The following is a 23,913-nucleotide window of genomic DNA, read 5'->3' on the forward strand; positions in this document are numbered from 1 at the left end:
GATTATTCCTCACCGCTTGCTGCGCGCAGGCGGTTGATACGGTTCTCGCTCCACTGCTTGAGCAGCAGGATGAAGAGCGCCAGGATCAGCAACAGGCTCGCCACCGCAAACGCGGCAACGTGGTTGTATTCGTTGTAGAGAATCTCGACGTGCAGCGGCAGGGTGTTGGTCACGCCGCGAATGTGGCCGGACACCACCGACACCGCGCCGAACTCGCCCATGGCCCGCGCGGTACACAGCACCACGCCGTAGATCAGGCCCCACTTGATGTTCGGCACGGTCACATGCCAGAACATCTGCCAGCCATTGGCGCCCAGCAGGCGCGCGGCCTCTTCTTCCTGGGTGCCCTGTTCCTGCATCAGCGGGATCAGTTCACGGGCCACGAAAGGCACGGTGACGAAGATGGTCGCCAGCACGATGCCGGGCAAGGCGAACACGATCTGGATGTCATGCTCCTGCAACCACGGACCAAACAAGCCCTGGGCGCCGAACATCAGCACGTAGACCAGGCCGGCGATCACCGGCGACACCGAGAACGGCAGGTCGATCAGCGTCACCAGGATGCTTTTGCCACGGAACGAATACTTGCTCACGCACCAGGCGGCGCTGACGCCGAACACCACATTGAGCGGCACCGAAATCAGCACGGCGATCACCGTGAGTTTCAGCGCCGACAGCGCGTCCGGCTCAAGGATCGCGGTGAAGAACGCGCCAAGGCCGTTCTTCAGGCCCTGGGACACCACGATAAACAGCGGCAGCAGCAGAAACAGGAAGAACACCAGCCAGCCGAGGCCGATCAGGATACGTCGCGACACCGCGCTGCCACGACGGGCAGCGTTGGCCGAGGACGCGGCGGAAATAGACGATTGGGACATGTTCCGCGCCTCCTTATGGACGTTCGATGCGCCGCTGCAGCAAGTTGATCAGCAGCAGCAGGACAAAGGAAACCACCAGCATCAGCACGCCGATGGACGTGGCACCGCGGTAGTCGTATTGGTCGAGCTTGACCATGATCAGCAGCGGCAGGATCTCGGTTTTCATCGGCATGTTGCCGGCGATGAAAATCACCGAACCGTACTCACCGACGCCACGGGCAAACGCCAGGGCGAAACCGGTCAGCCACGCCGGCAGCAAGGCGGGCACGAGGATGTGGCGGAACACCTGCAACGGCTTGGCGCCCAGGCAGGCGGCGGCCTCTTCGACTTCACGGGGGATATCGGCGAGTACCGGCTGCACCGTGCGCACCACGAACGGCAGCGTGACGAAGGTCAACGCCAGGGTGATGCCCAGGGGGCTGTAGGCGATCTTGAAGCCCAGGTCAGCGGCGAACTGGCCGACCAGGCCGGTGGGCGTGTACAGCGCGGTCAGCGCGATACCGGCCACGGCGGTGGGCAGGGCGAACGGCAGGTCGATCATCGCGTCGATGATCTTGCGACCGGGGAAGGTGTAGCGTACCAGCACCCAGGCCAGCAGCGTACCGATCACACCATTGATCAGCGCAGCGTACAGCGCGGTGCTGAAGCTCAGGCTCAATGCCGCGAGCACACGCGGTGCGGTGATGATGTTCCAGAACTGATCCCAGGTAAGTTGGGCGGCGTGTACGAACATCGCCGCGAGGGGGATGAGTACGATCAGGCTGAGGTACACCACGGTGTAGCCCAGCGTCAGCCCGAAGCCGGGTATGACGGGGGAAATACGACGCGACATAAGAGTCCTTGGTTAGCGGGTCTGACACACAAAACCCTGTAGGAGCGGGCTTGCCCGCGAAAAACGTCAACGATAACGCGCACACTCTGGGTACACGCAGTGCCTGGACCTTCTTCGCGAGCAAGCTCGCGCCTACAGAGGGCGGGTGTTGGTTATTGCGCCGAGTAGATCTGGTCGAACACGCCACCGTCGTTAAAGAATTTCGGCTGGGCAGTTTTCCAGCCGCCGAAGTCTTTGTCGATAGTCACCAGGTCCAGTTTCGGGAACTGCTGGGCGTATTTGGCGGCGATTTTCTCATCGCGTGGGCGGTAGAAATTCTTCGCCGCAATCTCCTGGCCAGCCGGGCTGTACAGATGCTTGAGGTACTCGGTAGCGATCTCGGTATTACCCTTTTTCTCGGCGTTCTTGTCGACCACGGCCACCGGCGGTTCGGCGAGGATCGACAGGGACGGTACGACGATGTCGAACTTGTCGGCGCCGCCGTCTTCTTTCAGGGCCAGGAACGCCTCGTTTTCCCAGGCCAGCAACACGTCACCCTGACCGTTGTTGACGAAGGTGATGGTCGAACCGCGCGCGCCGGTGTCGAGGATCGGCACATGCTTGAACAGCGCCTTGACGTATTCCTGGGCCTTGGCTTCGCTGCCACCGGTTTTGAGGCCGTAGGCCCAGGCGGCGAGGAAGTTCCAGCGCGCGCCGCCGGAGGTTTTCGGATTCGGCGTGATCACCGACACGTCTGGCTTGATCAGGTCGCCCCAGTCCTTGATGCCTTTAGGGTTGCCCTTGCGCACCAGGAACACGATGGTCGAGGTGTACGGCGTACTGGCGTCCGGCAGGCGGGTCTGCCAGTTTTCCGGCAGGGTCTTGCCCAGCTTGGCGATTTCGTCGATGTCGCCGGCCAGGGCCAGGGTGACCACGTCGGCACGCAGGCCGTCGATCACTGCCCGGCCTTGCTTGCCCGAACCCCCGTGGGATTGCTGGATCTTGACGGTGTCGCCCGGGTGGGACTGTTTCCAGAAGTTGGTGAACTCAGCGTTGTAGTCCTGGTACAGCTCACGGGTAGGGTCGTACGAGACGTTGAGCAACTCGTAGTCCTTGGCAACGGCGGAACCTGCAAACACGGCACTGGCCAGCGCGGCGAGGGCATAACGGCGAATCGACGACATAGAAGGCTCCTGAAATCCTGGGGGGTGTTGACTGACGCCTGTAGGAGCGAGTTTGCTCAGGCCGGTTTGTTACCCGGGTTCTGCAAACGGAATTTTTCCTTGCGTTCGATCTGTACCACTTGGGCGTTGTGCACCGTGATTTCCACCGCGCCAAAGCGCAGATCGCGCAATGCGCTCTGGATCTCACGCAAAATCGCTGCTTCGTCCTGGCCGTCAACGCTACGTAGAGATGCGCTCATAGTCTCGCTCCTGAAATAAATAGTGCCTCGCAGTGGCGGCACTGCTTGCGGCGTGAGGGCGATAGTAGATAAGCGCGGATATTCTTAAAAATACTATTTAAGAATGTTTATATAACCAGAAAGAATTTTCTGTCAGGACGTGGGGTTGCAACACTTTCGGCCCTGAAAATAATCACAGAGCCTTTGGCGAGCGCACTTGCTCTAGCGAATGGAGGGGACGTTGGCCCAATTGATCTCAGCGGCCGGCATCGGCCGCCCGAACCAATACCCCTGGCCCATATCGCACGCCAGGTCCAACAGGAACTGCGCCTGCTCAACCTGTTCGATGCCTTCGGCCTGCACCTGCATGCCCATGCTTTTGGCCAGCGCGATCACCACGCGCACGATGGCGGCGTCGTCTTCGTCCCACGGCAGCCCGGCGACAAAGCCCTGGTCGATCTTGAGCTTCTGGACCGGCAGGCGCTTGAGGCGCAGCAGGGAGGAATAGCCGGTACCAAAGTCGTCGATGGCCAGGCGCAAACCCAGTTCGCGCAGGCGGTGCAGTTGCTCCAACGCCACTTCGGGGTCATCCATCACCGCGCTTTCGGTGACTTCCAGCTCCAGAAAAGCCGGGTCCAGGCCGGTCTCATGCAGCACCTTGGCCACTTGCTCGTACAATTCGCGCCGCGCAAACAGGCGGCTGGACACGTTGACCGCGACAAATCGCAGCGGTATGCCGTCGGCCAGCCATTGGCACATTTGTCGGCAAGCCTGGTTCATCACCCACCCATCGATATCGGCGATCAAACCGGTGCGTTCGGCGATGGGGATAAACTCGCCCGGCGGCACCAGCCCGCGTTCCGGGTGTTGCCAGCGCACCAGCGCTTCGACGCCGATCAGGCGGCCGCCGTCTAAATCGTGCACCGGCTGGTAGTAAACACGCAGTTCCTCCTGCTGCAGCGCGCGACGCAACTCGCTGGCGATTTCCACGCGGTTCTGGGCGTGGGCGGTCAGTTCTTCGGTGTACAAGGCGTAGCCTTCGCGGCCGGCGCTTTTGGCCTTGAACAACGCAGAGTCGGCGTTACGCAGCAACTGCTCGGCGCTCAGGGCGTCGTTGGGGAACAGGCTGATGCCGATACTGGCGCTGACAAACAGTTGGTGACCATCAAAGTTGAACGGCTGCTGCATCGCCGCGAGGATGCGCTGCGCCAACGCGGCGGCTTGTACCACCTGTGAACAGTTTTCCGCGAGCACCGCGAACTCGTCCCCCCCCAGGCGCGCCAGGGTCACACCGGGGCCCAGCAACGCCTGGAGCCGTTCGCCCGCCAGTTTGAGCAACTGGTCGCCGACGTTATGGCCAAGGCTGTCGTTAATGATTTTGAAGTGGTCCAGATCCAGCAGCAGCAGGGCGCAGCCGCGCTTGTTGATTTGCGCCGAGGCCAGCGCCTGCTCGGCGCGGTCGGTGAACAGCAGGCGGTTGGGCAGGTCGGTCAGGGGATCGTGATGGGCCAGATGGGCCAGTTCGTGCTCGGAATCCTTGATGGCGCTGATATCGGAAAATACCGCGACGTAATGGCTGAGATGGCCCAGATCGTCGTAAATCACGCGGATGGTTTGCCACTGTGGGTAAATTTCGCCGCTTTTGCGCCGGTTCCAGATTTCACCGCTCCATTCGCCGGTGCGTTGCAGGCTTTGGAACATCTGCTGGTAAAAAAGCGACGAGTGGCGACCGGACTTGAACAGGCTGGGCAACCGCCCCATGACATCTTCGCGCCGGTAACCGGTGATCTCCATAAAGGCCCGATTGACGTGCACAATCAGCCCCTTGGCATCGGTGACCAGCACGCCTTCGCGCGTGCAATCGAACACCGCCGCAGCCTGGCGCAAACGCTCGCGGTTTTCCTTCAGCGGCTGCTGCAACTCGCTGGCGCGGGCAAAACGAGCGCCCATGAAGTAAATCGCCAGTGCGCTGATGGCCACCCAGACATACCCGCGCACCTGTAGCCAGTGCCCCAGTTCGCGTGGTTCATCGAAAAAGCTGATCAGTAATTGGTTGCTGAGCTGAAGCCACACCACTGAAATCAGCAGGTATACCAGCCCCGCACGTAGGGCACTTCGGTATGAAAACAGCATATGGTCATTAATCCTTACCCAAAAAACAGAAATGCCCTACGAAGGCTGCGGATTATAGAATAAGAAACATCCAGTCACTCCTATCTGAAAGGCCGGCTGGTTTTCTCTGTTGGCTTAGTGATAATGCGTGAGCTGTTTTTTTCTTTATCTGAGGGCCATACAGCCTATGTGGTACAACGGTTTTCTTGACCTGTCAGCCTGGCAACTGGTGGCAGTCACTCTGTTGATGACCCACGTGACCATCGTTGCGGTCACCGTCTATCTGCACCGCTATTCAGCCCATCGCTCCCTGGAGCTCAATACCGGCCTGAAACACTTCTTCCGCTTCTGGCTGTGGCTGACCACGGCGCAGAACACCCGCGAGTGGACCGCCATCCACCGCAAGCACCACGCCAAGTGCGAAACCGTCGACGACCCGCACAGCCCGGTCATCAAAGGCCTTTCCACCGTATTACGCAAGGGCGCCGAACTCTACCGCGCCGAGGCAGAAAACCCCGAGACCCTGCGCATCTATGGCAAGAACTGCCCGGACGACTGGATCGAGCGCAAAATATACACCCCTTATCCGCTGCTGGGCGTAGCGATCATGGGTGTGATCGATCTGCTGCTGTTCGGCACCATCGGCATCACCATCTGGGCGATCCAGATGATGTGGATTCCATTCTGGGCCGCCGGCGTGATCAACGGCCTGGGCCATGCCATCGGCTACCGCAACTTCGAATGCCGCGATGCGGCCACCAACCTGGTGCCGTGGGGCATCATCGTCGGCGGCGAAGAGCTGCACAACAACCATCACACCTACCCCAACTCCGCCAAATTGTCGGTGAAGAAGTGGGAATTCGACCTCGGTTGGGCATGGATCAAGCTGTTCAGCTTCCTGCACCTGGCCAAGGTACAGCGCGTCGCGCCGATCGCCCACCGCGTGGAAGGCAAGGGCCACCTGGACATGGACACCGCCATGGCGATCCTCAACAACCGCTTCCAGATCATGGCGCAGTACCGCAAGTTGGTGATCGGCCCGCTGGTCAAGCAGGAGCTGGAGAAGGTCGATCACTCGGTGCGCCATCAGTTCCATCGCGCCAAGCGCTTGCTGTCGCGGGAAACCAGCCTGCTGGATGAACGCCACCATCTGCGCATCCAAAGCATGCTGGAGCACAGCCAGGCCCTGAAAGTGATCTATGAAAAACGCCTGGCGCTGCAGCATATCTGGCTCAAGACCAGCACCAATGGCCACGATATGCTGGCGGCCATCAAGGAATGGATCCATGAAGCCGAGGCCAGCGGCATTCAATCCTTGCGCGATTTTGCCCACCAATTGAAAACCTATTCCCTGCGTCCCGCAGCGGTCTGACCGCGCGGTGGGGGGGCTTGCCCTCCCACTCAGCAGCTTTTTGGCGCCATTTCTCAGACACCGGCAATCGGTCCTGTTGACGGAACTTCACTGTAATTCACCTCTCTCAATGAACACTTCGCCATCATGGCGGCCCCTTGTAGTGACCGCTGCTCAATCGTGCGGCGCGCCCAGAGAGAGTTGTGCCGATGGTTCACGAAAAGTCCTGCTTGATCGATGTCCCGACAGCCGAACATCCTCGCCCGGCGGCAGCGGCAACGCTGCTGGCGCTGATGCATGCCCAGGGGGAAGTCGAGCGGCTGAGTGAACGTGAGCAACTGTTGAGTTCGCTGCTGATCAGCGTGAATGCCGTGCTCTGGGCCATCGATTGGGAAACGCGCCGCGTGCTGTACGTGAGCCCGGCCTACGAGCGGGTATTCGGGCGGCCCGCCAGCCTGCTGCTGGCCGACTATCGCGAATGGCGCAACAGCATCCACCCCGAAGACCTCGACTACGCCGAACACAGCCTCACCCGCGTGCTGGAGCAGGGCACCGTGGAAGACCGCGAGTACCGCATCATCACCGCAGACGGGCAGATCCGCTGGCTGAGCGACAAGTGCTACATCAACCAGCAGGGTGAGCCTGGCGAACCGGTGATCGTGGTGGGCATCGCCGAGGACATCACCGAAAAGAAACAGTTGGAACTGGAACTGCATCGCCTCGCCACCACCGACGTGCTGACGCAGACCAGCAACCGCCGGCACTTCTTCGAATGCGCCAACCAGGCCTTCGACACGGCCCGTGCCCAAGGTGCGCCGTTGGCCTTCCTGCTGCTGGACATCGATGACTTCAAGGACGTCAACGATTCCTACGGCCATCTGGAGGGCGACCAGGTACTGCGGCGTATCGCCGAGAGCGGTCGCGGGGTATTGCGCCGTGGCGACCCGTTCGGACGCATTGGCGGCGAAGAGTTCGCCGCCATGCTGCCCGGCTGCGCACCGGAGATGGCGTTGCAAGTCGCAGAACGCCTGGGCAAAGAGATTCAAAACCTGGGGTTCAGCTACGAGGGCCAGGCGTTCCGCGTAACGATCAGCCAGGGCCTGGCCAGCCTCACCGAGCAAGACACCACCCTGGACAGCCTGTTCGCCCGCGCCGATACGGCGATGTACGAGGCCAAGCGCCTGGGCAAGAACCGCGTGCTCGCCGGCTGACCCTAGGCCTTGCGCACCCGCATCAGCTCGGACAACCCCACTTTCAGCAAGCGCGCAGTCTTGCTCCTGGCCAGTGCTTCCAGCCCTTCATGTTCGCTCAAGCGCGCCATTTGCGCCGCCAGGTTCACCACCAGCGCCTCCCGCGAATACACCCCACCTTCCAGGGAATAGATCGCCGCAATCAACTGGCGCAGCTCCAACGGCAAACGCCAACGGGTGCGCAGGGACGAACCATAGGCAGCCCCAAAGGCATAGAGGGATTCGCCGATGACTTCGTCATCCAACGCACCGCCGCCCTGACGCCAGTCTTCCAGGCAGCGCAACAACGCCAGGTCGCCCAAACGGTGCAGGATACCGGCGCTGTAGCAACGCTCCTGGTCCAGTTCCAGCAGACGCGCCAGGCGGCGGGCGTGCTCGGCGGTGTCCTGGGACAACTGCCAGTGGCGCTCGGCGTAAGCCACCAGTGCCGGATCGCCCAGCACCACATTGTGCGTGAGGGCCATGCCGAGGATCAGGTTCATGCTTTGCCCGGCGGCCAGTGTGTGCATGGCAGCCGCCAGGGTTTGCACCGGTGTGCCGTGATGCCCGGCGCTGTTGGCGGCGGCGATCAGCACGGCAGTGATTTGCGGGTCCATGCGCACCTGGTCTTCCAGGCGCTTGAGGTTCAGGCCTTCGGGCCCAAGGCTGTGCTCCACGGCAGCTTTCACGTCGACCCACAACGGCGCCCCATCGCACGCATCGCGGCGGCGTTCCAGAAACCCCGGCAAGCTCATGCCGGGCGCCAGCGGCGGGACCTCGCAATACACGCTTTCGCCTTCGTTGAGCAGCAGGTCTTGCAGGCGCTGGGTCAGGCCTTCCATGTTCAAGGGTTTGGTCAGATAGGCCGTAGGCGCCAGGGGCAGGACTTCGCGCACGCTGGCGCTGTCATTGCGGCTGCTCAGCAGGATAAACGGCAGCGCGGGAGAACAGCGTTTCTGACGCACGTTGCGCAACAGGCTCAAGCCGTCGATGCCCGGCAGTTCCCAATCCGCCAGGACCAGGTCGTAGGCCTTTTCACGCAGCAGCGTAGCGGCCTGCTGTCCATCGCCGCACACATCCAGCCGTGCGTCGCAGCGTACCGCCAATAAAACCTGTTTGAGCAGGTCCCGCGACCAGGGGTCTGCCTCGGCAATCAACACTCGGGGTACAGCCGGTAAATCAACAGCACTCATCCAGCACGCTCCATCGGCAATGCCTGCACCTTAGACATCGGGTCGCCCGCTGACAATGAACTGGGCCTGAATGTGCGGCAAAGGGCACAAAAAAACCCCGCCGAGGCGGGGTTTTTTCTGTCGAGCGGATCAGATTGAGCTTACAGCTCGGAGAAGCACTCTTCGAGGATCGCCAAACCTTTGTCCAGTTGCTCGTCCGGCGCGGTCAGCGGTACCAGGACGCGCAGCACGTTGCCGTAAGGGCCGCAGGACAGCAGGATCAGGCCTTTCTCACGCGCCTTGGCCACCACAGCGGCGACGGCAGCAGCGTTTGGCTTGTGGGTATCGCCACCTTCAAACAGCTCGATCGCGATCATCGCGCCCAGGGCACGCACGTCGCCGATCACCGGGTACTTGGCCTGGATAGCCTTGAGGCCGGTGACCAGACGCTCGCCGACAGCCTTGCAGCGCTCCAGCAGGTGCTCTTCTTCAAACACTTCCAGTACGGCCAGGGCCGCAGCGCAAGCGATCGGGCTACCGGCGTAGGTGCCGCCCAGGCCGCCTGGCGCGATGGCATCCATGTATTCGGCCTTGCCGCACACACCGGCCAGCGGGAAGCCGCCAGCGATGGATTTGGCGAAGGTGGTCAGGTCGGCGGTAACGCCCATCTGTTCCATGGCGAAGAAGGTACCGGTACGGCCGGCACCGGTTTGCACTTCGTCGGCGATCAGCAGGATGCCGTGCTTGTCGCACAGTTCACGCAGGCGCTTCATGAAAGCTTTAGGCGCGACGTAGAAACCGCCTTCGCCCTGTACCGGCTCGATGATGATGGCAGCGATATCACGCGGCTCGGCATCGTTCTTGAAGATGCGTTCGATGCTGGCGATGGAGTCGTCGACGCTCACACCGTGCAGTTCGTTCGGGTACAGCGCGCGGAAGATGCCGCCTGGCATCAGGCCCATGCCGGCCGAGTAAGGCACGACTTTACCGGTCAGGCCCAGGGTCATCAGGGTGCGACCGTGGTAGGCGCCGGTGAAAGCGATCACACCGGTACGGCCAGTGGCGGCACGGGCGATCTTCACGGCGTTTTCGACAGCTTCGGAACCGGTGGTGACCAGCAGGGTTTTCTTGGCGAAATCACCTGGGACCTTAGCGTTGATTTTTTCGCACAGTTCCACGTAAGGCTCGTAGGCCAGTACCTGGAAGCAGGTGTGGGTCAGCTTGTTCAGTTGCGCAGTCACGGCAGCAATGACTTTCGGGTGAACGTGACCGGTGTTCAGCACGGCGATACCGCCGGCGAAGTCGATGAACTCGCGACCTTCAACGTCGGTCACGGTGGAGTTCTTCGCGTGGTCGGCGAAGATCGGGTGAATCTGGCCAACACCGCGCGGTACAGCGGCTTCGCGGCGTTTCATCAGGGATGCGTTGGTCTTGCTCATAAAGTCCTCATTCGCCACTCATCGGGTGGCGCGGTCCAAGGAATACGTGGCTGGGAGGCAACTACGGCAGCATGCGATGATCGACTGCCACAGCTTTCCCGGCCGCTACGAATAACGGTGTGAAACACGCAAAGGGTCAGCGCTCTCGTGCCCTTTGCGTTTACTGCAATCTCTTGCCGGGCTTAGATGCCCAGGCAGAGGTATTTGATTTCCAGGTAATCCTCGATCCCGTACTTGGAGCCTTCACGGCCCAGGCCCGAAGCCTTGATGCCGCCGAACGGCGCCACTTCGTTGGAGATCAACCCGGTGTTGACGCCGACCATGCCGTATTCCAGGGCTTCGGCCACACGGAATACACGGCCCAGGTCACGCGCATAGAAGTAGGAAGCCAGACCGAACTCGGTGTCGTTGGACATCGCGATCACTTCGGCTTCGTCCTTGAAACGGAACAGCGGCGCCAGTGGGCCGAAGGTTTCTTCCTTGGCCACTGCAGCGTTCTTCGGCACGTTGGTCAGGATGGTCGGCTCGAAGAAGTTGCCTTCCATGACCTTGCCACCGGCCAGCAGCGTAGCGCCTTTGGCCAGGGCATCAGCGATGTGCTCCTGGACCTTGGCCACGGCTTTGCCGTCGATCAGCGGGCCGGTGGTGGTGCCGTCTTCCAGACCGTTGCCGATCTTGAGCTTGGCCACGGCCACTTTGAGTTTTTCGGCGAATGCGTCGTACACCGCATCCTGGATGTACAGACGGTTGGCGCAGACGCAGGTCTGGCCGTTGTTGCGGTACTTGGAGATGATCGCGCCTTCGACGGCCTTATCCAGGTCGGCGTCGTCGAACACGATGAACGGCGCGTTGCCGCCCAATTCCAGGGACACTTTCTTGATGTCCTTGGCGCATTCGGCCATCAACTGGCGACCGATTTCGGTCGAGCCGGTGAAGGACAATTTACGCACGATCGGGTTGCTGGTCAGCTCGCTGCCGATGTCGCCGGCGCTGCCGGAGACTACGCTGAACACGCCATTCGGAATGCCGGCGCGCTGGGCCAGTTCAGCCAGGGCGAACGCGGAGAACGGCGTTTGCGACGCAGGCTTGAGCACCATGGTGCAACCGGCGGCCAGGGCCGGGCCGGCTTTACGGGTGATCATCGCGGCCGGGAAGTTCCACGGCGTGATCGCAGCGGTCACGCCGATCGGCTGCTTGATCACGATCAGGCGCTTGTCGGGCTGGTGGCCGGGAATCACATCACCGTAGATGCGCTTGGCTTCTTCGGCGAACCACTCGATAAAGGATGCGGCGTAGACAATTTCGCCCTTGGCTTCGGCCAGCGGCTTGCCCTGCTCCAGGGTCATCAAGCGTGCCAGGTCGTCCTGGTTCTCGATGATCAGCTCGAACCAACGGCGCAGCTTGTTGGCGCGCTCCTTGGCGGTCAGCGCACGCCAGGCCGGCAAGGCCTTGTCGGCGGCGTCGATGGCACGACGGGTTTCCGCGGCCCCCATCTTCGGCACAGTACCGAGAATCTCGCCCGTGGCCGGGTTGTTGACCTTGATGGTCTGACCATTGTCCGCATCGACCCAAGCACCGTCGATAAAGGCTTGCTGGCGGAACAACTGGGCATCTTTAAGCTGCATATCGGCTTTCCTTAACAGCACCGCGCGCACGCGGAGCGAATTAGAGTTGTAGAAAGGCGCCTTGTGGGCTGCCGTCAGGGAAATCAGCCCGAGCGCGCGCGATAAGTAAAAGAGCACACGGGAGACAGAGCGTTTGAAATCTCAAACGAATCCTAGGATCAATGGGGGTACAGGGCAATAGTCTGTTCGAAAAAAAGAACGAAAAGCGCACATTTGCCGGACTTTTCTGATCAGCGTACCCAGGGCCGCTCCAACAACCCTGATCCCCACCGCACGGCGCAGGGCTCCTATCAGGATAAATTCCTACCTGGAAACGGCCAAAGACCAGCATGGACGCCCAAGGTCGACATGGGTATGATGTCGCCCGCACAAGCATCCGTAGCTCAGCTGGATAGAGTACTGCCCTCCGAAGGCAGGGGTCGTGGGTTCGAATCCCGCCGGGTGCACCATCTTCTTTCCCTTGTATTACAAGGGGATAGCGCTCCTGACAGAAACCTGTCCTAGTCCTGAAAGTCGTTTTTGCCACAAATTTGCCACACTTGAACGTGGCGGGAATGGTCGAAATGGCAACAATTAGGAATCGCGGCGAGTATCAGTGGGAAGCGCAAATCCGCCGTAAGAGCTATCCGGCCCAGCGCAAAACCTTCGAAACCAAATCCGATGCCCAAGCCTGGGCACGCATGATCGAAAGCGAAATCGACCGGGGTATTTTTGTCTCTCGCGTCGAGGCTGAACGCACCGCCTTTCATCAACTCATTGATCGCTACATCTCCGAGATCACTCCGAAGCACAAAGGCGCGTATTCGGAAATCAAACGTCTGGAAGCGCTTAAGCGGCATCCGCTGGCGATCCCCGTGCCGCGCGTCGAAATTCCCGAGGCTAAGGTTTTTCTTAAGGCATTGCAGCGCAAGAAGGTGATGATTCAGCGGGACATTGAGAAAGATGCGTTCTATAGAGAAGCGCTGTTTCATGACGATGCGAAGGCAGCAGACAGCGAGCAAGCTCGTCGACTGGGCGAGGTCCTATTTGGCTTTATTGAACAGGCCAGCGTTACCTTATTGACCGAAAACGATGCAGTGTGGCAGTCGCTTGCTATCGTCCCCCGCGATGACTTCACCACTGGCGAGACGGAGTTGAAGAACCAGATCTATCGGACGCGTCGACGTTCGGAGCTGAATGCCATGATTGAGGAACACTCAAAAACTCAAGTGTCTGAAAACTAGCCTTCACAAAACCTACAAGCCGCCTCATGGCGGCTTTTTTCAAATAATCTAAGCTGAAACTCTCTTCACATACCTATACATTCCGGAAGCGTGCCGACGGTCTATTTTGTAATTTCTCATATTTAATGCGGAGCGACGGAATACGATGACCGGGAACTCCCATTGGAAATAATACGATCCAGGTCAAATACGGGAAATCTAATTCTTGATAGCTTATGAGTTAGTCAACAACTCCAGATGACATCAAATTAAACCCCAGACCTAAGGAAATCCTGAAAAAGACTTCCTGATTTGGCAAAATCTCCGGACACCAATCGCCGAGCTTTTCAATGAAGCAAATGACCTTCGCCGATGCCGAGTACGCCGGTAAGCGCAAGCAGACCCGCAAGGAATTGTTCCTGATCGAGATGGATCGGGTCGTACCCTGGAAGGGTTTGATTGCCCTGATCGAACCTCATTACCCGAAGGGCGAAGGGGGTCGTCCGGCCTATCCTTTGATGGCGATGCTGCGGGTTCATCTCATGCAGAACTGGTTCGGTTACAGCGATCCTGCGATGGAAGAAGCGCTGTACGAGACGACGATCTTGCGCCAGTTTTCCGGTCTGAGCCTGGAGCGGATCCCAGATGAAACTACCATCCTCAACTTCCGTCGCCTGCTGGAAAAGCACGAGTTGGCCGCTGGTATTCTCGGCGTGATCAATGGCTATCTGGGCGACCGTGGCTTGTCGCTGCGACAAGGCACCATCGTCGATGCCACGCTGATTCATGCGCCCAGTTCGACCAAGAACAAGGACGGCAAACGCGACCCTGAGATGCATCAAACCAAGAAAGGTAACCAGTATTACTTCGGTGCCAAAGCTCACATTGGTGTCGACGATGAGTCAGGGCTGGTGCACAGCGTGGTGGTCACTGCGGCCAACGTCGCGGACATAACCCAACTCGACAAACTGCTACACGGTGCTGAGAACGTGGTCTGCGCCGATGCAGGCTATACCGGTGTCGAGAAGCGCGAAGAGCATGCGGGACGCCACGTCATCTGGCAGATTGCAGCCCGGCGCAGTACCTACAAAAAACACGGTAAACGCAGCGCGCTGTACAAAGCGATGCGCAAGATCGAGAAAGCCAAGGCCCAGGTTCGCGCCAAGGTTGAGCATCCATTTCGAGTGATCAAGCGTCAGTTTGGTTATACGAAAGTGCGTTTCCGAGGCTTGGTGAAAAACACTGCTCAGATGGTGACGCTGTTCGCCCTGTCGAACCTTTGGATGGCGCGTCGATATTTGCTCTCCAGCGCAGGAGAGGTGCGTCCGTAATGAGGAAAATAGCTGCTGCGAGGAGCGTTCAGCGGAAAAAATGGATGGAATAGGCGGCAGACGTGATCGGTTTTGAACGGCCGCCGTTTTTTGAAAGCACCTATGGCTTAGCAGTCGAAAAATAGCGGCCTACTTCAGACTATCCTTAACGTCCGATTAAAACTCATATCTTGATAACACGAGCTGGCTGGCCCTTCGATTGAGGGTTGCAATGCGTCGGGCGCGAAAGCACAGCTCGCATATACTGTATATTTACCCAGTCATTAAAGACAATCGAAATATGCATTTGTGCATAAGCCCCGACACCCTCATAACCACAACCCCCAACACAACAATAACAACACGCCCCCAGCCCCCCCCACCCGAGATAAACTGGCCTGCGAGCAAAACCGTGACATAGGATAAATCCCCCAAAAACTGGAGCATCACGGATGAGCACCACCGCCCCCCAATCGTTCTCTCTTTCGTTGCGCTCTTACTCCGGTCAGGTTGAGCTTCACCAACATGACTTTCATCAAATAGTGCTTCCCCAATCCGGGTCGATGGAGATTGAGGTCGACGGGCGTGGGGGCAAGGTCGATGCGAGTCAGGGTGTGGTGATTTCTGCGGGGGCCCGGCATGCGTTCCTGGCCAATACGCGTAACCGTTTCCTGGTGTTGGACGTCGCGACGGATTGTGGCGACGCGCAGAAAAGCACGGTTGCGTCGCTCGAACCACTCAGTGATAAGCGCTTTTTTGCGCTCAGGCCCGATGTACGTCATTTGCTCGATTACGCCAATAGCAACGGGTCACGGTTGATCGGTTCACTCACGATGGTCGAGTCCTGGAGTCGGTTGCTGTTGGGTTCGTTATTGCAGCCCGAGGTTACGCGGGACGATCCCGGCCAGTTCATTCTGGCGCGAGCGCTGGCCTATATTGAGCAGCATCTGAGCAGCACTCTGACGGTGCCTGATATTGCTCGTAATGCGGGTACCAGCGAGCGGCGTTTGTATGTGCTATTTGGGCAGCATCTGAACACAACGCCGTTCTCGCATATCGCGAATTTGCGCCTGAATCTGGCCATTGATCTGCTGCGCCAAACGTCTTTGTCGATCATTGAGATTGCGCATCGCGCCGGGTACGCCGATCAGAGTGCGTTAACCCATGCCCTGAAGAAAGCTCGGAATCTGACGCCGGCCGTTGTGCGTAAACACCTGCGGGACCACTGAAAAAACAGCAGTCCTGAACAATTTTTTGGCGGGTCTGATCAATACGCGCGGTGCCAACCTTTCTATTGTTCCCGCTTGAGGATTATCCACAGACGGGGTTTGCATGAGCACTTCCGACGCATCTATCACCCTCGCCAAGCGTGCCACCCTGATCGGGGTGATTGCGGTGTTTTTGTGGGCGTGCCTGGCGCTTCTGACCACTTTGACCGCCGGGATCCCGGCCTTTCAGTTGCTGGCGTCGAGCTTCGCGGTCGCGTTCCTGGCCAGCGTGTGCATGCTGGGCCTGCGTGGTGCTGCGGGGTTCGGCAGTTGGCGTCAGCCTTGGTCGGTGTGGGCAACGGGGTTTGCCGGCATTTTTGTCTATCACGCATTGTATTTCTTCGCGCTGAAGGCCGCGCCGGCGGCTGACGCCAGCCTGATTGCCTACCTGTGGCCGCTGTTGATTGTTCTGCTGTCGAGTGTTGCTACCGGCGAGTCGCTGCGCAGGCGCCAACTGCTGGGCGCCTTGCTCGGCCTTGCGGGGACGGCCTTTATCATGCAACTGCGGGCCCGGAGTGACAGTGCGTCGATGCCGGTTATCGGTTACGCCGCAGCCTTTGCCTGTGCTTGGGTCTGGGCGACCTATTCGATCGTCAACCGGCGTTTCAGCCATGTTCCGAGCAGCATCATCGGCGGTATTTGCGGGCTGGTGGCAGTGGCCGGAGGGCTCTGTCACCTGGCTTTCGAAACCACGGTGCGGCCTGACACGGGCCAATGGGCGGCAATCATTGCGCTGGGGCTGGGCCCGGTCGGTCTGGCTTTTTTCGCCTGGGATCACGCGACGAAGCACGGAAATCTAGCGACGCTTGGCGCCCTGTCTTACCTGGCGCCGCTGTTTTCCACGCTGCTGCTGATTGCCGTGGGGCAAAGCGACGCCAAGCCGATCCTGATAATTCCCGCGGTGTTGATCATTACGGGGGCGGTGATCGCCACGTCACGCTCGCGCAATACCTCACGGTGATGTCACTGGATAGCTTCGCAGGCAGCCCCGAACGGCTGAGCAAGCCATTTCATTGAGGTTGGCGCGTATACAGAACGGATTGACACCTGGCCGCTATAAATGGAACCATATTCCAAATATTAACATCATCCCTTCTCATCCCTTCGCAGGCTTGAAAAGCGGATGACCACCCCTGCCAGGTATTCCCTCATGACACCTTCCCATCAGCAGCAACCCCGACAGATTGATTGCGATCTGCTGGTTATCGGTTCTGGCGCTTCAGGCCTCGCCGCCGCAGTAACAGCCGCCTGGCATGGGTTGAAAGTCGTGGTCGTGGAGAAAGACACGCACTTTGGCGGCGCGTCGGCGTGGTCGGGCGGTTGGGCCTGGGTGCCTGGCAATCCGCTGGCCAGACGCGCGGGGATCATTGAGGATCCACAGCAGCCGCGCACCTACCTGAAGAACGAATTGGGCGAGCATTACAACGCCGACCGGGTGGACGCCTTCCTCGACAATGCGCCTCACATGGTGGCTTTTTTCGAACGGTTTACCGCGCTGAAGTGGGTCGATGGCAATGGCATTCCAGACGTCCATGGCAAGGTGCCTGGGGCCGCGACCCAAGGCCATCAGGTGATTGCCGCGCCCTACGATGCAAGGGAAATGGGGCGGTTGATCAAACGCATGCGCAAGACCATGCGCGAGACCTCGTTTCTCGGCATGCCGATCATGGCTGGCGCCGATCTGAGTGCCTTCCTCAGCATGACTCGCTCGATCAAGGCGTTTATCCATGTGGCCAAGCGCTTCACCGCCCACCTGCGCGACCTCGCCGTGCATGGCCGCGCCATGCATCTGGTCAACGGCGTGGCGCTGACCGGGCGCCTGGCCAAGTCGGCTGAAGACCTGGGCGTGATATTGATCGAGTCGGCGCCCGCCCGCGAGTTGCTGATGGAAAACGGCAACGTGCTCGGCGCCAGGGTCGATACGCTCAAGGGTCCCCTCGACATCCGCGCCCGCAAGGGTGTGGTATTGGCCGCCGGCGGCTTCCCGAATGATATTGCACGCCGCCAGGCGCTTTTCCCGCGCACGCCTACCGGTCACGAACACTTGGCGCTGCCGCCGCAATCCTGTTCCGGCGACGGCATCAGCCTGGGCGAATCCGCTGGCGGCGTTCTGGAAACCCATGTCGCCTCCCCGGCCGCCTGGGCGCCCGTGTCGCTGGTCAAGCATGCCGATGGCAGCACGGGGCATTTCCCGCACATCATCGAGCGCGGCAAACCCGGCATCATTGGCGTGCTGTCCACCGGCAAGCGCTTCTGTAATGAAGCCGACGGTTATTACGACTACACGGCAGCGATGGTGGCAGGCGCACCAGCGGGTGAAGAAGTGGCCTCCTGGCTGATCTGCGATCACCGTTTTCAACGCCGGTTCGGGCTGGGCATCTCCCGGCCCTTCCCTTTACCCGTTGGCCCTGCGGTGCGCAGCGGCTATCTCCAGCGCGCCGACACTATCGAGGCGCTGGCCAGAGCGTGCGGCATTGATTCGGCGCAATTGGTCCAGACCGTCAGCCATTTCAACGAACACGCACGACGCGGCGAAGACCCGGAATTCGGGCGTGGCTCCACCGCCTACAACCGCAAGATGGGCGACCCGCTGATCACCCAAGGCAACCCTTGCGTTGCACCCATCGAAACCGGGCCGTTCTATGCGGTCAAGGTGCGCCCCGGCAGCTTCGGCACATTCGCCGGGCTCAAGACCAATGGCCAGGCGCAGGTACTCGACCAACGCGGCACGCCGATCAGCGGGCTGTACGCGGTAGGCACCGACATGGCCAGCGTCATGGGCGGCCACTACCCGTCTGGCGGCATTAACCTGGGCCCCGGATTGACATTCGGCTACGTGGCCGGCCGGCATGCCGCCGGGGCTGACACGTATGAAAACCAGGACACAACGCACAGCCCCGGCGTGGACAAGGTGGCGCAAGCCGTCACCTGAGTCTCGCGACGCAGGCAACCGGGGCGCCCGGCGCGGCGCTTTGGTTGCTATGCTTGCGCGCAGAGATGAAATAAGATTCCAAATCGATCCAGTCACGTTTTGTATATAAGGAAACAGTCATGAGCAATGCCCTGGGCCGTGGCCTTCGCGCCTTGGAATTACTGGCCGGCCATTGCGAAGGCCTCCCCCTTCAGGACGTCGCCGGAGCGCTGGATATCGCGCCCAGCGCGACCCACCGCATGCTCGTCAGCCTCGTCGAAATGGGCTACGTCCGCCAGGACCCGCGCCACGGCAATTACATCCTCGCGTTGAAACTGATCTCTCTGGCCCTCAAGCATCTCTCCGACATCGACCTGGTCGACCTGGCGCGCCCTATGCTCGATCTGCTGGCCAACGAATCGGGCGAGTTGGTGCGGCTGGGGCTGGTCGATGCGCAATCGTTGATCTGGGTCTCCAAGGCTCAGGGCACCCGTTCCGGCCTGCGCTACGACCCCGATGCGGGCGCCGAGGCCAAGCTGAGTTGCACCGCCTCGGGGCTGGCGTGGCTGAGCACGATGAGCACCGAACAGGCGCTGGAACTGGTGTATCGCCAAGGCTTGCCGCAACCCGGCCAATACGGCCCGAATGCACCGACCACGGTCGAAGAACTGTTGGCATGCCTGCAACGCGCGCGCAACCAGGGTTACGCCATGGTCAGCGAGAGCTTCGAGGCCGGTGCCGCCGCCATTGCCATGCCGATCATGCAGGCGGGGCAAAAGACCGCGGCCGGCGTCATCAGCATTGCCGGCCCCAGCGTTAGGCTGACCCTTGAGCGCATGGAGCAACTGGTTCCAGCGTTGCAGCAAACCGTTCGGCAACTGGAGCAGGCGCAGGTCGGCAGCGTGCCCCATCTGTCACTGATGACCGCCACCAGCGTGCCGGCCTTGCCCTGAAGCTGGCGGTTGTTACCTGCAAAGGCCGGTCAGCACCGGCCTTTGTTGTTTCTGCCGCACGGCGTCACGGCGCCAGCACCGCCTCCTTGGCCGGCGCTTTCGCCCGTTGCGCCGCATGGCCCGCCGCCAGATACGCAAACGTCAGCCCAGGCCCCAAAGTAATCCCCGGGCCCGGATAGGTACCGCCCATGATCGAATGCATGTCGTTGCCGATGGCGTAGAGCCCGGGGATGACCTGATCCTGATCGTCCAGCGTGCGCCCCTTCGCATCGGTCGCGAAGCCGGTTGCCGCGCCAATATCACCGGGGTACAGGCGGATCGCGTAGAACGGTGCAGTGCCGAGGGCGCCGAGGTTGGGGTTGGGCGTGTTGCTCGCATCGCCGTTGGCCCGTTGATAGTCGGTGGTACCCCGTTGATAGTCGAGATCGACGCCGGTCCGGGCATATTCATTCATACGCCGCACGCTGTCCTGAAGCCCGCTGGCGTCGATGCCCAGACGCGCAGCCAACGCCGCCAGGCTCGCGCCCTCAGTCAGATAACCATCCTCGAGGAACGGCTTGAGGCCTTTGCCCCCAGGTCGCACCATGCCCAGACCGTACTGACGCAAGCCCTTCGCATCGGTGACCAGATAGGCTGGCGCCACGCCCGCCTTCTGCATGCCAATACCGAACAGGTGGTAAGAGGTCGACTCGTTCAGAAAGCGTTTACCCTGCTGGTTGACCGTGATCATCCCCGGCTTCCCTCGGTCAAGGATGAAGTGCGGGAACACCGCGAGACTGCCATCGGCCCGCTTGCGCGTGGACACCGGTGCCCAGAACGCATTGCTCAGGCCGGGCTTGCCATAGCGCGCACCCACGCCCTGCGCCACATCATGTGCCTGGCCCGTGTGCCCGCTGGCGCCAGGGCACCATTTGACATCAATGCCCGGCAGCAACGCCTTGCGCCGCTCCGGATGGCGGTTGAAGCCACCCGAGGCGAGGATGACCCCGCCTTTGACCCGCAGCCGCCGTTTGAGCCCCTGCTGCGACAGGACAATCGCCTCGATGCCGTCACTGCCCGGCTCCACACTGTCCATCTGGCACTGCGTCAATACCGGTACGCGTCGTTGATCCAGCGATTGCAGCAGGCTGGCGATCAGCGCATTGCCCATCACCAGGCGGGTACCGCGTGAATGCCGCAGGCGGTCGACGCCCTGGCGAACCAGAAGCTTGATGCTGTGACGCAGGGACTTGAACGACTTGCTCATGCCCAGCAAGTGGTTGACGTCATCGCGGTCCACCATCATCCCACCCAACACCGTGAACTCGGGAATCGGTGGGCGGATCAGGGCAAAGCGGTCACCGAGCTGGCGACCGTCGAACGGCAGTGGCTCCAGGGCGCGGCCTTTGAGGGTCGAGCCTTCCAGGTCGGAGATGTAGTCGGGATGGAACGGCCTGGCGCGGTAGCGCACCGACGAGTTGTCCTCGATGCACTTGACCGCCAGCGGGCCGTTTTCCAGGAACGCGCGGCGAAGGGCCGGGCTCGAACGATCGCCCACGGCCAGATCGAGATAATGAGCGGCTTTCTCCAGGCTGTCGTCGTGCGCGCCGACCGAGCGGGCGTGGTGGCTGTTGGGCACCCACGTGGTGCCCGCGGAAAAAGCCGTCGTGCCGCCGACATATTCAGACTTTTCCACCAGCAGCACCTTGGCGCCATTAATCGCCCCAAACAAGGCGGCGGACATGCCAGCGCCGCCCGCACCGACTACAACAATGTCAAAGGCTTCACCTTCGGAGATCTGCGACAAGCGGGTGATCATGATCGGTACCTTCCGGTTTTTGAATTGTTTTGGAATGACATTCCACAAAATAATTCAATTTGACCGCACCCACAAGACAGCGCCGCCAAGAAACCGGATCAGGGTCATGACGCAGAAACAAGGAAGACACTTCACTATTGGAATGGCATTCCAATCATGCTAATTTCACCCGGTCACTTTGCGAACGTCGGCCACTGACCGTCGTCTAGAACAACAAAAACAAGAACAGGAGGCTCCAATGCCTTGCTCACCGCGCGTGGACGTCAACACCTTTCTCGATACCCGGCCCATGGGGGCCCGGCAATGGCTTGTGGTGGTGCTGGGCTTTATCGTCCTGGCCTTCGACGGCTTCGACACCACCTCCATCGGCTTTGTAGCACCGGCGCTTATCGACGATTGGGGCATCACCCGCCAGGCGCTCGGGCCCGTGATGATGGCCGGCCTGCTGGGGCTCGCCTTCGGCGCAATGGCGGCAGGCCCTCTGGCCGACCGTTATGGGCGCAAGTCGGTGATCATCGGCTCGGTGTTTTTCTTTGGCCTGTGGAGCCTGGCCTGCGCCTATGCGGTTGACGTGACCAGCCTCACCGTCCTGCGCTTCTTGACGGGCGTCGGGCTCGGCGCGTCGATGCCCAATACCGCCACCCTGGTTTCGGAATTCGGCCCACGGCGCCGGCGTTCGCACATGGTGACGGGCATCTACTGCGGTTTCACCATCGGCGCGGCGCTGGGCGGCTTGGGCAGTGAATGGCTGATCCAGCATTTCGGCTGGCGCTCGGTGATGGTGGTCGGTGGCGTATTACCGATCGCCTTCGCTCTGGTGCTGCTGGCGACACTGCCGGAGTCCATCGGTTTTCTTGCGCAACATGCACGCTTCAAGTCTCGCCTGCTGCGTGTCGTGAACCAGATCGCCCCAGGCATCGCCGATAACACCACGGTGTTCTACAGCTCCGAGGAAAAGGTCCAGAACAAGAGCTCGGTCGCGGCGCTGTTCGCCCCCAGCTATCGACTCGGCACCTGCATGATCTGGGTGACCTTGTTCATGGGCCTGCTGACCATGTATCTGCTGTCCAGTTGGTTGCCGCTGCTCAGCCGGGACGCGGGCCTGAGCATGGGCCAGGCTGCCGTCATCGGTTCATTGCTGCAAGTGGGCGGCGTGCTCGGCAACTTCACCACCGGCATGAAGATGGACCGCTGGGATCACCATGTCGTCGTGGGCCTGACGCTGTTGGGCGGCGGCCTGAGCGCCGTCCTGATCGCCCTGCAGCAACCGACCATGGAAGTGCTCTGCCCCCTGATTCTGCTGTTGGGCTATTTCATTAATGGCGTCAACACAGGCAGCTATGCCCTGGCGACTCAGTTCTACCCGACCGCCATGCGCGCCACCGGCGTCAGTTGGGCGACCGGCATCGGCCGATTCGGCGCCATCAGCGGTGCCGGCATCGGCGCATTGATGCTGGCCGCGAACTGGAGTTTCAGCCAAGTGTTCCTGTTCATTTTCCTGCCTTCATCACTCGGCGTGCTGGCCATGATCATCAAAGGTCGCCACGGCCACTCATCCCTGCAAACCGCCCCGCAGAAATAAGACCAAGGAGTTTCCATGTCCACACCCTATTCACTGGCTCATCTGACCGCCCTTTACCATAACCCGGCGCAAATGGTCGATCTGGCGGCGCGCACGGGCTACCGCTATGCCGGCTTGCGCCTGCTGCCCGTGGCACCGGGCGCGCTGGCCTATCCCTTGATGGACAACCCGGCCCTGCTCGCCGAAACGTTGGCGCGCATGGCGGACACCGGCGTCGGCATCTTTGACTTGGAGCTGATCCGCCTGAACGCCGATTTCAACGTGCAGGATTACCTCGCCTTCTTTGAAGTCGGAGAGCGGCTCGGCGCGCGTGCGGTGCTCATTGCAGGCGACGATGCCGAGTTCGGCCGGCTGGTGGAAAACTACGCGCGTCTCTGCGAGGCCATGCGGCCCTATGGCTTGAGCGCCGATCTGGAATTCATGCCGTGGACCGCCGTGCCCGACCTGACCACCGCCTTGCGTGTCGTCGGCCAGGCAGACCAAGCCAACGGCGGCATCCTGATCGACGCGCTGCATTTCGACCGCTCCGACAGCCGCGTCGAGGACATCGCGAAGATTCCCACGCAGTGGCTGCACTACGCCCAGATCTGCGATGGCCCGGCTCAGCGCCCAACGACTGACGAAGGCTTGATCTACGCCGCACGCAACGCGCGATTGCTACCGGGTGAAGGCGCCATCGACTTGCGGCGGATCTGGCAATCACTGCCGGCCGAGCTGCCGATCAGCATCGAGATCCCGAACGAGCAGCACGTGGCGCAAGTCGGCGTGGAAGCATGGGCGCGCTCGGCATTGATCGCCGCCAAAGCCACGCTCGAGCCGGCATAACGCAGATTTTTTTGTAGGAGCAAGCTTGCTCGCGAAGACGCTCAACGA

Annotated in this window: 19 protein-coding genes and 1 tRNA gene; 11 read left to right on the forward strand and 9 right to left on the reverse strand. The window is 60.7% G+C overall.

The genetic code is table 11. From position 1 onward, the window contains the following. Positions 1–2: 2 nt before the first annotated feature. The 5 genes from cysW to dibA all read right to left on the reverse strand — a co-directional run bounded on the left by cysW (position 3) and on the right by dibA (position 5,221). Entirely contained in the window at positions 3–875 is an 873-nt protein-coding gene (gene cysW / locus ACLH0J_RS02865) for a sulfate ABC transporter permease subunit CysW (RefSeq protein WP_411390807.1), read from the reverse strand. Positions 876–888: 13 nt separating this feature from the next. Beyond that, positions 889–1,707, reverse strand: a complete 819-nt coding sequence (cysT, locus tag ACLH0J_RS02870) for a sulfate ABC transporter permease subunit CysT (RefSeq protein WP_411390808.1) — start codon at positions 1,705–1,707, stop codon at positions 889–891. 152 nt (positions 1,708–1,859) lie between these two features. After that, on the reverse strand, positions 1,860–2,870 hold the full coding sequence (locus ACLH0J_RS02875; protein ID WP_411390809.1) for a sulfate ABC transporter substrate-binding protein: 1,011 nt from the start codon (positions 2,868–2,870) through the stop codon (positions 1,860–1,862). A gap of 56 nt (positions 2,871–2,926) precedes the next feature. Beyond that, a complete protein-coding gene (oscA, locus tag ACLH0J_RS02880) occupies positions 2,927–3,109 on the reverse strand; it encodes a sulfur starvation response protein OscA (RefSeq protein ID WP_010565387.1) in 183 nt (60 codons plus the stop codon). 201 nt (positions 3,110–3,310) lie between these two features. Next, entirely contained in the window at positions 3,311–5,221 is a 1,911-nt protein-coding gene (gene dibA / locus ACLH0J_RS02885) for a phosphodiesterase DibA (protein WP_411390810.1), read from the reverse strand. 166 nt (positions 5,222–5,387) lie between these two features. Here dibA and desA point away from each other — a divergent pair, with 166 nt between their 5' ends. Together desA and ACLH0J_RS02895 are read left to right on the forward strand one after the other, a co-directional pair. Next, positions 5,388–6,572, forward strand: a complete 1,185-nt coding sequence (gene desA / locus ACLH0J_RS02890; protein WP_411390811.1) for a delta-9 fatty acid desaturase DesA — start codon at positions 5,388–5,390, stop codon at positions 6,570–6,572. 188 nt (positions 6,573–6,760) lie between these two features. After that, positions 6,761–7,762, forward strand: coding sequence for a GGDEF domain-containing protein (locus ACLH0J_RS02895; RefSeq protein WP_411390812.1), 1,002 nt, complete (start codon positions 6,761–6,763; stop codon positions 7,760–7,762). A 2-nt stretch (positions 7,763–7,764) separates the two neighbouring features. On the opposite strand, the gene ACLH0J_RS02900 is transcribed toward ACLH0J_RS02895, so the two are convergent. The 3 genes from ACLH0J_RS02900 to gabD all read right to left on the reverse strand — a co-directional run bounded on the left by ACLH0J_RS02900 (position 7,765) and on the right by gabD (position 12,016). Continuing rightward, complete coding sequence (locus ACLH0J_RS02900; RefSeq protein WP_411390813.1) at positions 7,765–8,973, reverse strand: HDOD domain-containing protein; 1,209 nt, start codon at positions 8,971–8,973, stop codon at positions 7,765–7,767. A gap of 140 nt (positions 8,974–9,113) precedes the next feature. After that, positions 9,114–10,391: a 4-aminobutyrate--2-oxoglutarate transaminase gene (gene gabT, locus ACLH0J_RS02905; protein WP_411390814.1), complete on the reverse strand. Its 1,278-nt coding sequence runs from the start codon at positions 10,389–10,391 to the stop codon at positions 9,114–9,116. A gap of 182 nt (positions 10,392–10,573) precedes the next feature. Continuing rightward, complete coding sequence (gabD, locus tag ACLH0J_RS02910; protein WP_411390815.1) at positions 10,574–12,016, reverse strand: NADP-dependent succinate-semialdehyde dehydrogenase; 1,443 nt, start codon at positions 12,014–12,016, stop codon at positions 10,574–10,576. 372 nt (positions 12,017–12,388) lie between these two features. On the opposite strand from gabD, the gene ACLH0J_RS02915 reads away from it, so the two are divergent. The 7 genes from ACLH0J_RS02915 (at position 12,389) to ACLH0J_RS02945 (ending at position 19,660) form a co-directional block, all read left to right on the forward strand. After that, positions 12,389–12,465 (forward strand) — tRNA-Arg (locus ACLH0J_RS02915). Between the two features lie 105 nt (positions 12,466–12,570). After that, positions 12,571–13,239, forward strand: a complete 669-nt coding sequence (locus ACLH0J_RS02920) for a hypothetical protein (protein WP_411390816.1) — start codon at positions 12,571–12,573, stop codon at positions 13,237–13,239. A gap of 329 nt (positions 13,240–13,568) precedes the next feature. Further along, a complete protein-coding gene (locus tag ACLH0J_RS02925) occupies positions 13,569–14,549 on the forward strand; it encodes an IS5 family transposase (RefSeq protein ID WP_198865554.1) in 981 nt (326 codons plus the stop codon). 431 nt (positions 14,550–14,980) lie between these two features. Further along, positions 14,981–15,757: a helix-turn-helix domain-containing protein gene (locus ACLH0J_RS02930; RefSeq protein ID WP_411390817.1), complete on the forward strand. Its 777-nt coding sequence runs from the start codon at positions 14,981–14,983 to the stop codon at positions 15,755–15,757. Between the two features lie 103 nt (positions 15,758–15,860). Then, the gene (locus ACLH0J_RS02935) at positions 15,861–16,757 is read left to right on the forward strand and encodes a DMT family transporter (RefSeq protein ID WP_411390818.1); all 897 of its coding nucleotides are present in this window, start codon (positions 15,861–15,863) and stop codon (positions 16,755–16,757) included. 189 nt (positions 16,758–16,946) lie between these two features. Further along, positions 16,947–18,728 (forward strand): FAD-dependent oxidoreductase, encoded by a 1,782-nt coding sequence (locus tag ACLH0J_RS02940; protein WP_411390819.1) that lies wholly within the window; start codon positions 16,947–16,949, stop codon positions 18,726–18,728. A 119-nt stretch (positions 18,729–18,847) separates the two neighbouring features. Next, the gene (locus tag ACLH0J_RS02945) at positions 18,848–19,660 is read left to right on the forward strand and encodes an IclR family transcriptional regulator (protein WP_411390820.1); all 813 of its coding nucleotides are present in this window, start codon (positions 18,848–18,850) and stop codon (positions 19,658–19,660) included. 64 nt (positions 19,661–19,724) lie between these two features. Here the strand turns inward: ACLH0J_RS02945 and ACLH0J_RS02950 are convergent, their stop codons facing one another. After that, positions 19,725–21,458, reverse strand: coding sequence for an FAD-dependent oxidoreductase (locus ACLH0J_RS02950; protein WP_411390821.1), 1,734 nt, complete (start codon positions 21,456–21,458; stop codon positions 19,725–19,727). A 238-nt stretch (positions 21,459–21,696) separates the two neighbouring features. Here ACLH0J_RS02950 and ACLH0J_RS02955 point away from each other — a divergent pair, with 238 nt between their 5' ends. Both ACLH0J_RS02955 and ACLH0J_RS02960 read left to right on the forward strand, forming a co-directional pair. Beyond that, a complete protein-coding gene (locus ACLH0J_RS02955; RefSeq protein ID WP_411390822.1) occupies positions 21,697–23,040 on the forward strand; it encodes an MFS transporter in 1,344 nt (447 codons plus the stop codon). A gap of 15 nt (positions 23,041–23,055) precedes the next feature. Next, a complete protein-coding gene (locus tag ACLH0J_RS02960; RefSeq protein ID WP_411390823.1) occupies positions 23,056–23,865 on the forward strand; it encodes a sugar phosphate isomerase/epimerase family protein in 810 nt (269 codons plus the stop codon). Positions 23,866–23,913: the final 48 nt, after the last annotated feature.

This window comes from Pseudomonas sp. MPB23 (assembly GCF_046605395.1).
Classification (GTDB): Bacteria; Pseudomonadota; Gammaproteobacteria; order Pseudomonadales; family Pseudomonadaceae; genus Aquipseudomonas.

Excerpts from the sequence above, each read along its gene's own strand:
- ACLH0J_RS02940 (WP_411390819.1), top strand. The coding sequence starts at position 16,947 with ATGACACCTTCCCATCAGCAGCAACCCCGACAGATTGATTGCGATCTG.
- ACLH0J_RS02945 (WP_411390820.1), top strand. The coding sequence starts at position 18,848 with ATGAGCAATGCCCTGGGCCGTGGCCTTCGCGCCTTGGAATTACTGGCC.
- cysW (WP_411390807.1), bottom strand. The coding sequence starts at position 875 with ATGTCCCAATCGTCTATTTCCGCCGCGTCCTCGGCCAACGCTGCCCGT.
- ACLH0J_RS02920 (WP_411390816.1), top strand. The coding sequence starts at position 12,571 with ATGGTCGAAATGGCAACAATTAGGAATCGCGGCGAGTATCAGTGGGAA.
- gabD (WP_411390815.1), bottom strand. The coding sequence starts at position 12,016 with ATGCAGCTTAAAGATGCCCAGTTGTTCCGCCAGCAAGCCTTTATCGAC.
- gabT (WP_411390814.1), bottom strand. The coding sequence starts at position 10,391 with ATGAGCAAGACCAACGCATCCCTGATGAAACGCCGCGAAGCCGCTGTA.
- ACLH0J_RS02955 (WP_411390822.1), top strand. The coding sequence starts at position 21,697 with ATGCCTTGCTCACCGCGCGTGGACGTCAACACCTTTCTCGATACCCGG.
- cysT (WP_411390808.1), bottom strand. The coding sequence starts at position 1,707 with ATGTCGCGTCGTATTTCCCCCGTCATACCCGGCTTCGGGCTGACGCTG.
- ACLH0J_RS02960 (WP_411390823.1), top strand. The coding sequence starts at position 23,056 with ATGTCCACACCCTATTCACTGGCTCATCTGACCGCCCTTTACCATAAC.
- ACLH0J_RS02950 (WP_411390821.1), bottom strand. The coding sequence starts at position 21,458 with ATGATCACCCGCTTGTCGCAGATCTCCGAAGGTGAAGCCTTTGACATT.
- ACLH0J_RS02935 (WP_411390818.1), top strand. The coding sequence starts at position 15,861 with ATGAGCACTTCCGACGCATCTATCACCCTCGCCAAGCGTGCCACCCTG.
- oscA (WP_010565387.1), bottom strand. The coding sequence starts at position 3,109 with ATGAGCGCATCTCTACGTAGCGTTGACGGCCAGGACGAAGCAGCGATT.
- ACLH0J_RS02900 (WP_411390813.1), bottom strand. The coding sequence starts at position 8,973 with ATGAGTGCTGTTGATTTACCGGCTGTACCCCGAGTGTTGATTGCCGAG.
- ACLH0J_RS02895 (WP_411390812.1), top strand. The coding sequence starts at position 6,761 with ATGGTTCACGAAAAGTCCTGCTTGATCGATGTCCCGACAGCCGAACAT.
- dibA (WP_411390810.1), bottom strand. The coding sequence starts at position 5,221 with ATGCTGTTTTCATACCGAAGTGCCCTACGTGCGGGGCTGGTATACCTG.
- desA (WP_411390811.1), top strand. The coding sequence starts at position 5,388 with ATGTGGTACAACGGTTTTCTTGACCTGTCAGCCTGGCAACTGGTGGCA.
- ACLH0J_RS02875 (WP_411390809.1), bottom strand. The coding sequence starts at position 2,870 with ATGTCGTCGATTCGCCGTTATGCCCTCGCCGCGCTGGCCAGTGCCGTG.
- ACLH0J_RS02925 (WP_198865554.1), top strand. The coding sequence starts at position 13,569 with ATGAAGCAAATGACCTTCGCCGATGCCGAGTACGCCGGTAAGCGCAAG.
- ACLH0J_RS02930 (WP_411390817.1), top strand. The coding sequence starts at position 14,981 with ATGAGCACCACCGCCCCCCAATCGTTCTCTCTTTCGTTGCGCTCTTAC.